At 66.3% G+C, this 14197-nt stretch carries 12 protein-coding genes; 3 read left to right on the top strand and 9 right to left on the bottom strand.

The window, feature by feature from the left end; translation table 11 throughout:
* Window positions 1-50: 50 nt before the first annotated feature.
* The 4 genes from C5B91_RS16690 to C5B91_RS16680 all read right to left on the bottom strand — a co-directional run bounded on the left by C5B91_RS16690 (window position 51) and on the right by C5B91_RS16680 (window position 3185).
* On the bottom strand, window positions 51-914 hold the full coding sequence (locus C5B91_RS16690; RefSeq protein WP_115805504.1) for a DUF6293 family protein: 864 nt from the start codon (window positions 912-914) through the stop codon (window positions 51-53).
* A 170-nt stretch (window positions 915-1084) separates the two neighbouring features.
* Window positions 1085-1288 (bottom strand): hypothetical protein, encoded by a 204-nt coding sequence (locus C5B91_RS21950; RefSeq protein ID WP_147374888.1) that lies wholly within the window; start codon window positions 1286-1288, stop codon window positions 1085-1087.
* Between the two features lie 159 nt (window positions 1289-1447).
* Window positions 1448-1855, bottom strand: a complete 408-nt coding sequence (locus C5B91_RS16685) for a PPC domain-containing DNA-binding protein (RefSeq protein ID WP_004971991.1) — start codon at window positions 1853-1855, stop codon at window positions 1448-1450.
* 604 nt (window positions 1856-2459) lie between these two features.
* Window positions 2460-3185 carry an SDR family NAD(P)-dependent oxidoreductase gene (locus C5B91_RS16680; protein ID WP_008096918.1) on the bottom strand — a complete coding sequence of 242 codons (726 nt, stop codon included), beginning with the start codon at window positions 3183-3185 and terminating at the stop codon, window positions 2460-2462.
* A gap of 138 nt (window positions 3186-3323) precedes the next feature.
* Here C5B91_RS16680 and C5B91_RS16675 point away from each other — a divergent pair, with 138 nt between their 5' ends.
* Complete coding sequence (locus tag C5B91_RS16675; RefSeq protein ID WP_008096920.1) at window positions 3324-4277, top strand: TIGR03560 family F420-dependent LLM class oxidoreductase; 954 nt, start codon at window positions 3324-3326, stop codon at window positions 4275-4277.
* Between the two features lie 96 nt (window positions 4278-4373).
* Window positions 4374-5198: a polysaccharide deacetylase gene (locus C5B91_RS16670; protein ID WP_115820042.1), complete on the top strand. Its 825-nt coding sequence runs from the start codon at window positions 4374-4376 to the stop codon at window positions 5196-5198.
* A 27-nt stretch (window positions 5199-5225) separates the two neighbouring features.
* Here the strand turns inward: C5B91_RS16670 and C5B91_RS23025 are convergent, their stop codons facing one another.
* The 4 genes from C5B91_RS23025 to C5B91_RS16650 all read right to left on the bottom strand — a co-directional run bounded on the left by C5B91_RS23025 (window position 5226) and on the right by C5B91_RS16650 (window position 11562).
* Window positions 5226-7697, bottom strand: a complete 2472-nt coding sequence (locus C5B91_RS23025; RefSeq protein WP_008096924.1) for an ABC transporter ATP-binding protein — start codon at window positions 7695-7697, stop codon at window positions 5226-5228.
* A gap of 180 nt (window positions 7698-7877) precedes the next feature.
* A complete protein-coding gene (locus tag C5B91_RS16660; RefSeq protein ID WP_181950717.1) occupies window positions 7878-8858 on the bottom strand; it encodes an ABC transporter permease in 981 nt (326 codons plus the stop codon).
* The gene (locus C5B91_RS16655; protein ID WP_008096928.1) at window positions 8851-9858 is read right to left on the bottom strand and encodes an ABC transporter permease; all 1008 of its coding nucleotides are present in this window, start codon (window positions 9856-9858) and stop codon (window positions 8851-8853) included. Before C5B91_RS16655 ends, C5B91_RS16660 begins: the two co-directional genes overlap by 8 nt.
* Before the next feature lie 60 nt (window positions 9859-9918).
* Window positions 9919-11562 (bottom strand): ABC transporter substrate-binding protein, encoded by a 1644-nt coding sequence (locus C5B91_RS16650; RefSeq protein WP_049913721.1) that lies wholly within the window; start codon window positions 11560-11562, stop codon window positions 9919-9921.
* Window positions 11563-11723: 161 nt separating this feature from the next.
* Between C5B91_RS16650 and C5B91_RS16645 the strand changes: the two genes are divergently transcribed.
* On the top strand, window positions 11724-12428 hold the full coding sequence (locus tag C5B91_RS16645) for a creatininase family protein (RefSeq protein WP_049968828.1): 705 nt from the start codon (window positions 11724-11726) through the stop codon (window positions 12426-12428).
* Between the two features lie 84 nt (window positions 12429-12512).
* Here C5B91_RS16645 and C5B91_RS16640 read toward each other — a convergent pair whose 3' ends face one another.
* Entirely contained in the window at window positions 12513-13925 is a 1413-nt protein-coding gene (locus C5B91_RS16640) for an amidohydrolase (RefSeq protein WP_049968695.1), read from the bottom strand.
* Window positions 13926-14197: the final 272 nt, after the last annotated feature.

Genomic DNA, 14197 nt, shown 5'->3' with positions numbered 1-14197 from the left:
GGGATAGGCGGTGGCGTCGGGGGCGGTGACGGCGGGAGTCGCGACTCGTCCTACCGATTCTCGACGAGTGCGTCGACCGGGTTGTCGAGGGCGAAGTCGACGTTCTCGGACGGGTCGTCGGTCCGGGCTTCGAGGTCCGAGACGACCGACTCGGCGCGGTGGCGGAACGCGCGGAGCGTCTGTCTGCCCTCCTCCGTGAGTTCGAGGTAGCGGCGGGTTCCGCGCTGGGTGACGGTGACGTAGCCCTGATGTTCGAGCGTCGCGGTGACGCGGTTGTCGAGGACGTTGTAGTCGCCGGTGACGGGTTCGTAGTCGGCCGCCTCGCCGTCGACGCGGCCGCGCATGAACTCGAGGCCGTAGCGGGCCGCCTCGGTGATGAGCGTCTTCTTCTTCGCGTGTTTGGCGTCGGTGTCGTGGGCCTCGATGATGGCGAGCGCGGCGACCTGGTCGGGAGAGGGCGAGTCGATTTGGTAGGTCGTCAGGAGCGACGCCTGCGCGAAGCCCTCGGTGACCGGCGCGTCGAGGCCGTGCGGCCGGACCTCCGGGTCGACGACGTACGGTTCGGCGTCGGTGCGTTCGTCCATGCAGGCCATCGTCGCGCCGACCGCCGCGCGTTTGGTGCCGGCGGTGACGTTGACGCGGACGAAGTCGTCGGGGTGCCAATCGGCGATTGTCGTAATCGCGCCCATCACCTCGTACATGTCGAAGAGGTCGAGGTACTCGACGTCGGGCGGGGTGCCGACCACGTCGGCGATGCGGTCGACGACCGCATCGTGGTAGGTCGGGCGCTCGACCGCGGGGTCCTCGTGTTCGAGGAGGTAGACCTTGTCCGGCCGGTCGTCCTCGATGGGGCCGACGATGCGGTCGTGTTCGCGCCACAGGGGGACGATGTGAACGCGGAGGTGTCGTTTCATCTGTCACTCTCGGCCACGACCCCCCGCGTCGAAAGTCATTCGGTTGGGAGATTCACCCGTAAGTGAACGATAGAGCGCCCATAAACGCCGAATGGCGAACAATACACGCTATTCATGCTACTCACGTAACTTACGGTAGTTACTGGGGAACCGCCAATATGGGTTGTCGACTACGAATAGTTGCCGCCGGCCGCGCTCCAACGGACCGGCGGTTGCGACCCGCCGACGGCGGCGCGACCACCGGTCCCCGGTCGCGTCCCCGCGGCGGACCCCGCGTCGGCGGACGACCCCCCGAAACCCTCGTTCGGTGCGCTCGGGGCGTCGGCCAGTCCGCCGACCACGCGCCCTCCAGCCCCCTCGCTTCGGCCCTCCACCGCCGGCCGACGCCCCGACAGCACCGTCTTTTTCTCCGAACCTCACTCGTCGCCCGACGAGCGCGGCGCTCTCGACCCGCGGCGGGCGCACAAAAAACGACCGAGTGTCCGCACCGCGATTCACGCGGGTCAGGCCGGTTCAGTTCGGTCCGGCCCGGTTCAGATGTCGAACACGTCGAGACCGGTCCGCTCGTCGAGGTGGTGGGTCAGCGGCGTCTCGCCGAGGTGGATGACGACCTCGAACGTCCCGGAGACGCGCGCGCCGGAACAGTGGCCGCCGAGCGTCTCGAAGTCGCGCGTGCCGACCTGAATGTGCGTGTGAATCTTGTCGGGGCCGATGTTGCCGAGGAAGCTCGTCACCTCGAACTGGCCCGTGAACTCCTCTTCGAGGTACTCCTGGTCGCCCACGTCGTAGTGGCCGAGCGTGACGGAGTCGACCGCGCCGATACCCGTGAGAAAGCCGTGTTCGATGTCGAACTCGTCGCGCACCGTCGCGAGCGAGTCGAGGACCTGTTCGCCGGGGTCCAGCCTGACGACGACCGTGTCGTCTTCTTTGACGTAGTCCATGGTTGTGCCCGAGCGTCCGGTACAGGGCCGGCGGCGTAATATGTTTTGAAAGGCTCAACGTTGCGGGACGAACGGGGTTCCAAATTGTTAGACGTCCGGATAATCACAAGAATAGTCGGTTCAGACGTATGTTAGTCGAGTCTCGTTCTCGACTCCCGCCCGCCCACTTTCACACCAAATCGATGACCGCGGCCCCCTTCCTATTCGCCAGTATCCCCAGAGTACCGGCCCGTAATAGACGGTCTCGCTCTCGAATAGACAGATTCGGTCGGCGGAGTGGTCGTCGAAATCGCGGATGACCACGGACACGACAACCAATCCGACCGCGCTCGTCCGGTCGTCGTCTCGGACGCACAGAAAGTGGGGAGAATCCGTCACAGAGGCGAAATAACGCGTTTTCTCGCGGGGCAGCATTATCGCGACCGACGGGCGAGGCGTGTCGAACCGACGGAGAGACCGACCGACGGCGAATCGCTCGAAGGTATTCGGACGAGCGACGTTAATTCTGTTATTTGATATATATTTGTTTTTGTCATATTTGACCACCAACTCGGTTCGGCCCGGTGCAACTCGGCACTGTCCGTGACCGCGGTCGGCCGGCGCGTCACCGGAGCATCGACCCGCCGTCGACCGTCAGCACCGTGCCCGTCACGTAGCCCGCGCCGTCGCAGAGGAACGCGACCACGTCGGCGACCTCCTCGGGCGTCCCGATGCGTTCGAGCGGGAGATCGGCGGCGTACTCGGCGAGCGCCTCTTCGGTCCAGAGGTTCGACTCGGTGAGAAGCGGCGTCTCGACGAGCCCCGGCGCGACGCAGTTGACGCGCACCTCGGGGCCGAGCTGTTTCGCCAGCCCCTTCGTGAGCCCGAAGACGCCCGCCTTCGACGAGGAGTAGTGGACGCCGCCGGTCGCGCTTCCGCGGAGGCCAGCGACGCTCGACACGTTGACGATGGCGCCCTCGCCGCGCTCGACCATGGCCGGCGCGACGGCGCGGGCGACGACGTACTGCCCCTTGAGATTCACGTCGAGGACGCGGTCCCACTCGTCTGGGCCGAGGTCCGCGAGAGAGACGGCCCGCGAGATGCCCGCGTTGTTCACGAGCGCCGCCACGTCGGCAACCGATTCGACCGCCGCCACGGCGTCCGCGACCGCGTCGGGGTCGCGAACGTCGACCGCGAACTCGTGGACGCGCTCGTCGCCCCAGTCCGTCTCGCCGGCCTCGATATCGAAGCAAGCGACGTAGTCGTACTCCGCTCGGAGTCGCTCGACGACCGCCCGACCGATACCGCTGGACGCGCCGGTCACGACTGCCGCGCGCTGATTGTCCGTCATGTGGTTCGGGAGGACGCGAACCGTAGTACGTGTTGGGGTGGCGGCGAGCGGTACTGTCGCGGTCGAGAGTGGTTCGAGCGACGTGGTCGAGGCGAGTGGAGTGGTAACTGTTTTCGTGGTTGCGCGTGAGCCGTTCGTATGCAGTTCGCAGTCAACGTTCCGACCAGCGCCGGCGACTCCGTTCACTCTCAGTTGGCGTTCTGCGACGAGATTTCGTGGGACGCGCAGGTCGAGTTCGCCGTGGCGATGGAGAACCTCGGCTTCGACGGCGTCGCCGTCCCCGACCACGTCATGACCGGCAGCGGCCCCACGACGGAGTGTTTCGTCACGCTGGCCGCCATCGCCCGCGAGACGGAGAACGTGTACCTCTACCCGAAGACGGTGAACAACCACTTCCGAAACCCCGCGCTCCTCGCCAAGCAGGCCGCGACGCTCGACGCCGTGAGCGACGGCCGACTGAAACTCGGCATGGGTGCCGGCTGGAAGGAGAGCGAGGCGCGGGCCTACGGCTACGACTGGCCGGACGCGCCGACCCGCCTCCGGATGCTCGAGGAGTCGATTCGGATGCTCAAGCGCCTGTGGACCGAGGAGACGGTCAGTTTCGACGGCGACTACTACACCCTCGACGAGGCGATGTGCCGGCCCCACCCCGTCCGAGACCCGCATCCGCCCATCATGGTCGGCGGCGGCGGCGAGTCGTTCACGCTCCGAATCACCGCACAGTTCGCCGACTCGTGGAACTTCTGGGGGCCGCCGGAGGTGATGCAACACAAACTGGACGTGCTCGAACGCCACTGCGAGGGCTACGGCCGGCCGTTCGAGGAGATAGAGCGCTCGTGGTTCGCGCGGTGTCTGCTCCGCGAGGACGAGGCGGAACTCGACGCCCTGCTCGACGAGCACTTCCCGCGGTTCAAACCCGAGAACGTCGCCGACAGCGAGTACCCGCTCGTCGGCACGCCGGAGCAGGTCCGCGAGCGACTGGAGACGTTCGACGAGATGGGCTTCGGCGAGGTCGTCGTGGAGTTCGTGGACTTCCCCGAGACCACGAGCGCCGAGCTGTTCGCCGAGCGCGTCGCGCCGGCGTTCCGGTAAACTGCGGGTCGGGAGTCCCCGAAGCGCTCCGCGCGGGTCGCACCCCGAGAGTGCGGCATGGAAACAGCTATCACATCTATTTTCGTACGTCGAAGCGTGACTCACCACAGCGTCTGCCTCACCTTCGACTTCGACGGCGTCTCGTCGTGGATACACTCGTTCGAATCGCCGGACAGTCCGACGAAACTGTCGAGAGGACTCTTCGGCGTCGACGTGGGCGCGCCCCGCGTCCTCGACCTCTTGGACGAGTTCGGCGTCGAGACCACCTGGTTCACGCCGGGCCACACCATCGATAGCTTCCCCGAGGCCGCCGAGGAGGTGTGGAGCCGCGGCCACGACGTCCAACACCACGGCTGGTCGCACACCCGCCCGCGACAGTACGAGTCGCGAGAGGCCGAGTACAACGACGTGAAACGCGGCGTCGAGAGCATCGTGGACCTCACGGGTCGGCGGCCGACCGGCTACCGCTCGCCGTCGTGGGACTTTTCGACTCACACGCTCGGCATCCTCGACGAACTCGGCTTCGAGTGGGACTCAAGCCAGATGGCGACCGACTTCGAGCCGTACCGCGTCCGCGAGGAGTGGGCCGCGCCCGCCGACGCGCCGTTCGAACGCGGCACCGAGACCGACATCGTCGAGGTGCCCGTCTCGTGGCAACGCGACGACTTCCCGGCGTTCGCCTTCAACCGCGAGCGGGGCTACGCGAACGAGAAAGCGGTGTTCCGCCAGTGGCGCGAGCAGTTCGACTGGATGGTCGACAACGTCGACGGCGGCGTGTTCGTCCTCACGATGCACCCGCAGGTCATCGGGCAGTCCCATCGGCTCGCCCGGCTCGAATCGTTCGTCGAACACGTCGCCGACGCGCCGGGCGTCGCCTTCGAAACCGTGGACGAAGTCGCCGACCGATTCGGGTCGGCGTGAGGGCGAGATAAAGACGGCGGCGCTTTTTCAGGAGTAGTGGTGACAGCTGACGATACGGTCGAGTTCGTCGGGCGAGTCCAGCGCCGGCACCTCGGAGGTACAGACGCTGGGCTCGACGAACGCCTCGGTTAGGAGCGACGCGGCGTCGCGCCACGCGCCGTCGGCCGCGAGCGAGAGCGCGCGCTCCACGGTCGTACCGGCGTCGCCGGCGGGGAGGCCGTCTGGGAAGTAGGTCGCGCGAGCATCGTCGGCGACGACATCCGGGGACTCGCGCTGGACGGCTCTGACGAACCGGCGCACGCGGTCCCACTCCTCGTCGCCGAGGTCGAGTTCCGCCGGGGCGACGAGGCTCGGACACCGGGTGTGGAACCGGCAGCCGCTCGGCGGGTGAATCGGCGACGGAACGTCGCCGGACAGCGGGACGGTCTCGCGGGACACCCGGGGGTCAGGAACCGGAATCGACGAGAGTAACGCCCGCGTGTAGGGGTGTTTCGGCGACTCGAACAGGTCGTCCTTGTCGGCGAGTTCGACCAGTTCGCCGAGGTACATCACGGCCACGCGGTCGCAGACGTGGCGGATGACGCTCAGGTCGTGGCTGATGAAGAGGTACGTCAGCCCGAACTCGTCCTGAAGCTCTTTCATCGTGTTGAGCACCTGCGCCTGCACCGACGCGTCGAGCGCCGAGGTCGGCTCGTCGCAGACGATGAAGTCGGGGTCGACCGAGAGCGCCCGCGCGAGGTTGACCCGCTGGCGCTGGCCGCCGGAGAACTGGTGCGGGTAGCGGTTGTAGTGGTCGGCGTCGAGGCCGACCGTCTCCAGCAGTTCGCGCGCCCGCGCCTCGCGTTCGCCCTCGTAGAGCCCGTGGGCCTGCATCGGCTCCTCGACGATTTCGCCGACGGTCATCCGCGGGTCGAGCGACGCCTGCGGGTCCTGAAAGACGAACTGCATGCGCTTGCGGCGCTTGCGAAGCTCCTCTTTCGACAGTTCGGCGAGGTTCTCCCCGTCGAAGACGATGTCGCCGGAGGTCGGGTCGACCAGCCGAAGGAGCGTCCGCGCGAGCGTCGACTTCCCGCAGCCGGACTCGCCGACGAGGCCGAGCGTCTCGCCGGGCAGGATGTCGAACGAGACGCCGTCGACCGCGCGAACGTACTCGCGGTCGACCGAGAAGGGAAGCAGTCCCGCGTCGCGGTCGAACCGGAGGCGGTCGAGGAAGCCGTCGCTCGCGTCGAAGTACTTCCGCAGGTCGCGCACGCTGAGCAGTGGGTCGGCGTCGGGGTCGAAGGTGGAACCGGTACCGGTGTCGGCGGCGTCGTCGGCCGAAGCGGAATCCGACTCGGCGGCGGCCGACCCGGAGGCGGGCGCGGCGTCGTCGAGCGGGACGCTCTCCCAGTAGCCCGCCTCGGCGAACGAGTCGTTGCGCAGGCACGCCGCCCGGTGCGGCGCGGCGGCGACTTCGGTGACGGCGGTTCCGTCGCCGGCCTGTATCGCCACGTCACCGTCTCCCTCGCCGCCCTCGACGACGAGTCGGGCGTCGGGGTGGACCTGCAGACACGCCTCTCGGGCGTGCGGACACCGCGTGTGGAAGCGACAGCCGCTCGGCGGGTTGATGGCTTCCGGCATGATGCCCTCGATGGGCGACAGACCGTCCACGTCGCGGTCGGGCCGCGGAATCGACCCGAGGAGCGCCTCGGTGTAGGGGTGTTTCGTGTCGTGAAAGAGGTCGTCGACGGTCGCCTGCTCGACGATTTCGCCGAGGTACATCACGGCCACGCGGTCGCATATCTCGGCGACGACGCCCATGTCGTGGGTGACCCAGACGAACGACGTGTCGTAGCGGGCCGCGAGGTCCTTCACGAGGTCGAGAATCTGCGCCTCGACGGTCACGTCGAGCGCGGTGGTCGGCTCGTCGGCGATGACGAGGCTCGGTTCGCACGCGAACGCCATCGCGATGAGGACGCGCTGGCGCATCCCGCCGGAGAACTCGTGGGGGTAGTCGTCCATCCGGCGTTCGGCCTCGGGGATACCGACCTCGCGGAGGCGCTCGACGGCGATGGCCTCGGCCTCGGCCGCCGACACGTCGCGGTTGAGCCCGATAATCTCGCTCAACTGCTCGCCGACGGTGAACACCGGGTTGAGGCTCTCCGTGGGGTCCTGAAATATCATCGCGATTTCGCGGCCCCGAATGCGCTCGCGAATCTCGCGGCTCGACAGCATCTCGGGGTCCTGCCGCGGTTCGTCGTCGGGGTCGTCGCCGCGCTCGACGCCGACGAGCAGGTCGTCTTCGAACCGGACCTCGCCGTTGGCGATGACGCCCGGCGAGTCGATGAGGCGCATGATGCTCCGCGCCGCGACGCTCTTTCCGGCGCCGCTCTCGCCGACTAGGCCGAGCACTTCGCCGCGCTGTACCTCGAACGAGATACCGTCGACGGCCCGGACGGTCCCCGCGTCGGTGCGGAAGTGGGTGTGCAGGTCGCGGACGGTGAGTAGCGTATCAGACATTGGTCGTGGAGTGGTGGGGGGCGTCGGTGCGTGAGATGGGTGCCTCTGCAGAGCCGCGAGAGCGAGTTCCGACGCCGTCCCGGGGAGGGAGCGATAGTTCGGCGGGCGAGCGAGCGGCGGAGACCGGGCTACTCCCGGCCCCGCGGCGGACGGTCGGTGAGACGTGTGGTCCGTTCATCGTCAGTCGTTCGACCGCGGGTCGATTGCGTCGCGCAGGCCGTCGCCCAGCAGGTTGAAGCCGATGACCGTCGCGAGAATCGCGAGGCCCGGCCAGATACTGAACCACGGGTTGACGATCATGTACTGCCGCGAGTGGGCGAGCATCTGCCCCCACGACGGCGTCGGGGGTTGGACCCCGAACCCGAGGAACGACAGCGACGCGACGATGAGGATGTTCACGCCGACCTGCAGCGTCGACTGGACGAGCACCGGCGCGAAACTGTTGGGGATGATGTGGCGGAAGATGATGTGGCGGTCGCGCACGCCGGCGGCCTTCGCGGCCTCGACGTACTCCATCTCCCGGACGCTCAGCACCTGCGAGCGAATCAGTCGCGTGAACACCGGAATCGTCGTGATGGAGACGCCGACGATAGCGATGCCGAGTTCCTTGCCGAACGCGGACATGATTGCGATGACGAGGATGAGGAACGGAATCGCGTACAGCGATTCGACGAACCGCTGAAGCACGTCGTCCACCCAGCCGCCGTAGTAGCCGGAGACCGCACCGACGACCGTCCCGATGGTCATCCCGATGCCCGTCGCGATGAGACCGACCTGGACGGCGATGCGGGTGCCGTAGACCAGCCTGACGAGGATGTCGCGGCCGCGGTGGTCCGTCCCGAGCGGATGCGCCCACGACCCCGTCCCGAAGCTGTTTTCGATGCCAACCGGCGGAAGCAGGATGGTGCTTCCCGCCGGGTCGTTCTCCGGGTGGTACCAGAACGTCGCCGCGAACTGGTAGTCGAACAGGTCAGCGTCGATAGTCGTCAACAGCGCGACGAGCGTCACGAGCCCGATGACGTAGAGACCGACGCGCGACGCCGAGTTGCGCTTGAGCTGTCGAAGCACCTGCGAGGTGCGCGAGACGGCCGAGCGCTCGTCGGCGTCCGCGACGCCGCCCGTGCGGGCCGAGTCGCCGACGGCGGCCGTCGAATCACTCACCGGCACCACCCCCGTAGGAGATGCGCGGGTCGATAACCGCGTACAGCACGTCCACGACGAGCACGCCGAGGACGAACACGATGGCGAAGAATATCGTCGTTCCCATGATGAGCTGGTAGTCCTGCGCCCGAACCGCGGTGATGATGAGGTTCCCCATCCCGTTGATGTTGAAGACCGTCTCGGTCAGCACCGCGCCGCCGAGGGCGGTCGTCATCTGGATGCCGATGACGGTGAGCACCGGCAGTTGCGCGTTTTTGAACGCCTGTCGCCGGAGAATCGTCCGCTCTGAGACGCCGTAGGCGCGGGCGAGTTGGACGTAGTCCTTGTTGAGCACTTCGAGCATCGACGACCGCTCGATGCGCGTGATGGCCGCCATCTGGAGCGTCCCCAGCGTGATAGAGGGGAGTACCAGATGCGACGCCGCAGTCACGAGCACGTCCAGTCTCGACGTCGCCCCGTCGACCGACGCGGGGTCGGCCCACGGCATGATGAGCCCGCTCGGCGGCAGGAGGTCGCCGTAGTACGCGAACACGATGATGAGCAGCAGGCCGACCCAGAAGCTCGGGGTGCTGACGCCGATGAGCGACGTGACGCGGGCGAGGTGGTCGTAGCCGTTGTTACGGTTCTTGGCGGCGAAGATGCCCAGCGGAATCGCGGTGCCGATTGCGAGGGTGAAACTCGACGCGAGCAGCAGCAGCGTCACCGGGAGCCGCTCGAAGATTTTCTCCGTCACCGCGACCCCACCGTAGTGGATGCTCGTCCCGAAGTCGCCCGTCGCAACCGCCGCGAGGTACCTGACGTACCGGACGTACAGCGGTTGGTCGAGGCCGTACTTCGCGCGGGCGGCCTCGATAGCCGCCGCGTCGGCGGCCGGCCCGACGAGGATGCGAACCGGGTCGCCGGGTATCGAGTTGATGAGGACGAACGTGACCGTAACGACGAACAGCAAGACCGGAACGATTTGGAGTAATCGCCGTCCGATGTAACCGGTTGTCGTCATGGGTGGAGTGGATGGGGAGTGAGCATATAACGTTTGGTAACTGTTACCGACAGTACAACATCATCTGTCGACCGAGACGTTGTTGTAGCCGGTGAGGAGCCGCGGATTCTGCGGCGAGACCGGGTGGACCTGGAAGTCGCTGACGGCGGACTTCACGCCGTAAGAGTTCTTGTAGTTGAACGCGGGGAGGTGAACTTTGTCCTCCAGAAGCGTCGAGATGGCGGACTGGTAGAGCTGTTGGCGCTCGTCGCGGTCGGTCGATTCGCGCGCGCCCTTAATCTGCTCCATCACCTCGTCGTTCTTGTAGTAGACGCCCTGGTTCACGCCCTCGGACTCCTCGTGGAACAGGTTGAACATGAAGTCGTCGGGGTCGGGGTAGCGGACCCACCCGAGGACGTAGATGTTGTAGTCCGAGGCGTTGCCGGTGTACGCGCGGCTGAGCATCGCGCCCCAGTCGAGCCGTTCGACGTGGGCCTCGTAGCCGGCCTCCTTGATGCCGTTGGCGATGGAGAGGCCGATGTTCTCGCGGTTGTCGTCCGGCGGGACGATAATCTTCGCGTCCCAGTCGGCGGGGACGCCCGCCTCCTCGAACAGCGCCGTCGCCTGCTCGACGTCTTTGTCGTTCGGAATCTCCATCCACTCTTCGAGCGGCATGTCCCACTCTTCGACCATCGGCCCCGGAAGCGGGCCGTACTGGCGGAGTCCGGCCGGGTCGATGTAGCGGTCGACCGCGTCGTCCATCGAGAAGCTGTAGTCGATGGCCTCGCGGACGCGCTTGTCGGCGGTCGGGCCCTCGTTGCAGTTGAACGCGACGTAGAAGTACCCGACGCTCTCGATTTCGGAGATGCTCGTGTCTTCGGTGCTCTCGACGGTGTCCCAGAGCCGGGGCGGAATCGTCTCGATGACGTCCACGTCGCCCGTCCGGAGGTTGGTGACGCGCGTCGTCGACTCCGTGATGGGCGTGAACTCGACGCCCGCGACGTTGGGCAGTTCGTCGCCCCAGTAGTCGTCCCAGCGTTCGAGCGTGACGTAGTTGCTCTCTTCCCACTCGACGAACTTGAACGGCCCCGAACCGATGGGCTGTTGGGTGCTGAACGCCTCTTTGTCCTCCTCGCGGACGGCCTCCGGCACGACCTGGTGGGTGAGGACGTGCTGGAACATCGCGTAGGGGTTCGAGAGGTCGAACTGGACCGTCGTCTCGTCGATGGCCTCGACCGAATCGATGACGCTAAAGATGCCCAAGAGGGGCGTCTCCTCTTCTATCGGCGCGCGGAACGAGTAGGCCACGTCCTCGGCGGTGACCGGGTCGCCGTTGTGGAACATCGCGTTGTCGACGATTTCGACGACGTAGCGGGTGTTGTCCCGCTCGATGGTCGGCATGCTCGTCGCGAGGTTCGGAACCACGTCTGTCCCCTCGCCGTAGGTGTACAGCTGACTGAACACCCGGTTCGCGACGAGCGCGTCGGGGTTCGAAAGCTGCGTTATCGGGTCGAATCGGACGGGGTTCAGCGACTGTCCGATGTTTATCGTCGCGTCGGGGCTCCCGGAGGTCGTCTCCGTCCCGCCGCTCGTGGTCGTTCCGCCGCCGCCGTCGCCCTCGGTCGTCGTTTCGGAACCGGAGTCGGACGTACAGCCGGCGAGTAAGACGGGTATCGACGCACCCGTCGCTTTCAGTATGTTTCTACGCGAGACACTCTCTCTCATCATTGACGCCGAATCATTTCGGCATCACCATCATAAGCATTTGCATACTGTACATTCGTTTCCTCTTGTCCCCTCATACTGCCGCTTCGTGAAGTATTATATACGGCAACTGTGCGTATCTCCGTATGGACTCAACGGAGTCACAGTCACTCCTAGCGGAGATGACGTGGCAGGAAGCCGAAACCGCGTTCGACGAGGCGGACTTCGTCGTGCTCCCCTGCGGAGCAACCGAACAGCACTCGACGCACCTCCCGACCTCAGTCGACTCCATCCGGGCGGAGAACCTGACCGCGGAACTCGCCGCGGCGGCCCCGGAACACGACCTGAATCTCCTCGTTCTGCCGGTCCTCCCGTACGGCTACTCGGAGCACCACATCAACTACGCGGGGACCGTCTCGCTCGGAGCCGACACGTACCAGGAGATAATCATCGACGTGGGCCGGTCGGTCCAGCGCCACGGCGCGACCCGGTTTCTCGTCGCCAACTTCCACGGTGGCAACATCGAGCCGCACAAGCTCGCGCTCGACCGACTCCAGCGCGACCACGGACTCGACTCGTACTACGCCCACTGGACCGACTTCGCCCGCGACCAGTTAGAAGAGCGGTTCGGCACCGAGTGGGGTCACGCCGGCGAGTACGAGACGAGCGTCATCGAACACTACCGCCCCGAACTCGTCCACGGCGACCGCAAGACGCCGCAGACGAAGAAGAACCGCTACGAGGTCCGCCAGTACGTCCACTTCGACGACCTGACCGTCGAGGGTGGCCTCGGCGACCCGACGCAGTCCGACCCCGAGTTCCTCGAAGAGGTCATCGAGGCGACGACCGAGCGCATCCTGACGCATCTCCAGTCGGAATTGGAGTGACGCGAACCTCGGCGGCGAGGAGACGGACTGTAGCGAGCGAAAATGCGAACCGAAACGAGAGCTGATTTTCCCGACGACTACCGCTTACAGCGTGAGGTGGAACGGCGGTTCCGTCCCCTCCGGAAGCGCCGACTCGTACTCACCGGGCACCGATGCCTCGAACTCCTCGCGGGCCGACGCCACCAACGCCTCGTCCGAAAAGAGGTCGAGCGTCGTCGCCGCGAGGACTTTCGCGGCGTACACGGCCGCCTTCGACCCGAAGCTCCCGTTTGCGGCGACCGCCTGCCACGTGTGCGACGGCGTCCCAACCGGCCACGACGCCGCCCAGAACTGCGCGGTCGGCGTAATCCAGCTCACGTCGCCGACGTCCGTGGAGCCGTTGAGCACTGTCCCCACGTCGTAGGAGGGTTGGGCGTCGGGATACAGCACCGACGAGCGCGCCGCCTCGCGTCGGTCCTCCGGAAGTTGCGTCGTCCGCGCCTCGATGGTCTCGGCCGAGAGCGTCTCCTGAAGCTCCGCCGCGAACTCGCGGTCCTCGTCGGTGTACGGGATGGGACCGGCAAGTCGCATATTCTCCAGCAGTGTATCCGACAGCGCGTGATTCGCCACGTAGTCGTAACAGCCGGTGTGGAACCGCCGCGACACCGTCGTCTGGGTCATGAGCGCCGCGCCCTCGGCCACGTCGTCGAGCCAGTCGGTGATACGGTCCACCTCGCCGCGGGTCGGCGCGCGAACGTAGAACCACGCCGTCGCCTCCGCGGGGACGACGTTCGGCGCGCCGCCGCCGTCGGGGATGGTGTAGTGGATGCGGGCGTCGTCGGAGACGTGCTCGCGCATGAACTCTGACCCGGTGTTCAGCAGTTCGACCGCGTCGAGCGCGCTCCGACCCGACTGGGGGCTGTCGGCGGCGTGGGCCGACTCGCCGTGAAACGTGTACTCGACGGAGTTCATCGCGAGCGTCTGAGCCATGAACGGGGCGCTGAGGTGGCTCGGGTGCCACGTGAGCGCGGCGTCGAGGTCGTCGAACGCCCCGTCGCGGGCCATGAACACCTTGCCGACGAGTATCTCCTCGGCAGGACAGCCGAAGAACGTGACCGTCCCCTCGGCCCGGCCATCGTCGATGGCGCGCTTCGCGGCGAGGGCAGCACCGACGCCGGCGACTCCGAAGAGGTTGTGTCCGCAGCCGTGGCCCGGCGCGCCGGCCTCGACAGGTTCCCTGCTCGACGACACCGTCTGCGACAGTCCGGGGAGGGCGTCGTACTCGCCGAGGATGCCGACGTGCGGTTCGCCCTCGCCGTAGGTCGCGCTGAACGCCGTCGGCATCCCACCGAGACCCTCGGTGACGTCGAACCCGGCGTCGCGGAGAACCGACGAGAGCAACTCGGCTGACTCGGTCTCGTGAAGCCCGAGTTCGGGCGTCTCCCAGAGCGACTCGGTGAGCGAGACGAGTTCCGCCTCCAGCGACTCGACCGTCTCGAACGTCTCGTTGTGATTCATTGCGTCTCGTGTGCTTCGACTGGAGAAACCATAATAACACTTCCGGAGCGGTGGACGTTCAGGCGCCATATTCGGGTTAGAGATTGTGATTCACGAGGAGCGAATGTAAACGGTGGGAGACGCCGAAACCGAGAAAGCGGCGTAGCACCGGATATCCGGAACGTTCGAGCCGCTGTCCCCCGGTTTCGATTGTCTCGCTCGCCGAACCAACGACGGGGTGATATCCGCCGAATCGAGCACATATCGTGCGTATCGTTCACAAACGACTCGTT

It is taken from the genome of Haloferax sp. Atlit-10N (assembly GCF_003586325.1).
In the GTDB taxonomy this organism is placed as follows: domain Archaea; phylum Halobacteriota; class Halobacteria; order Halobacteriales; family Haloferacaceae; genus Haloferax; species Haloferax prahovense.
This window is presented reverse-complemented; position numbering and strand designations above follow the sequence as displayed.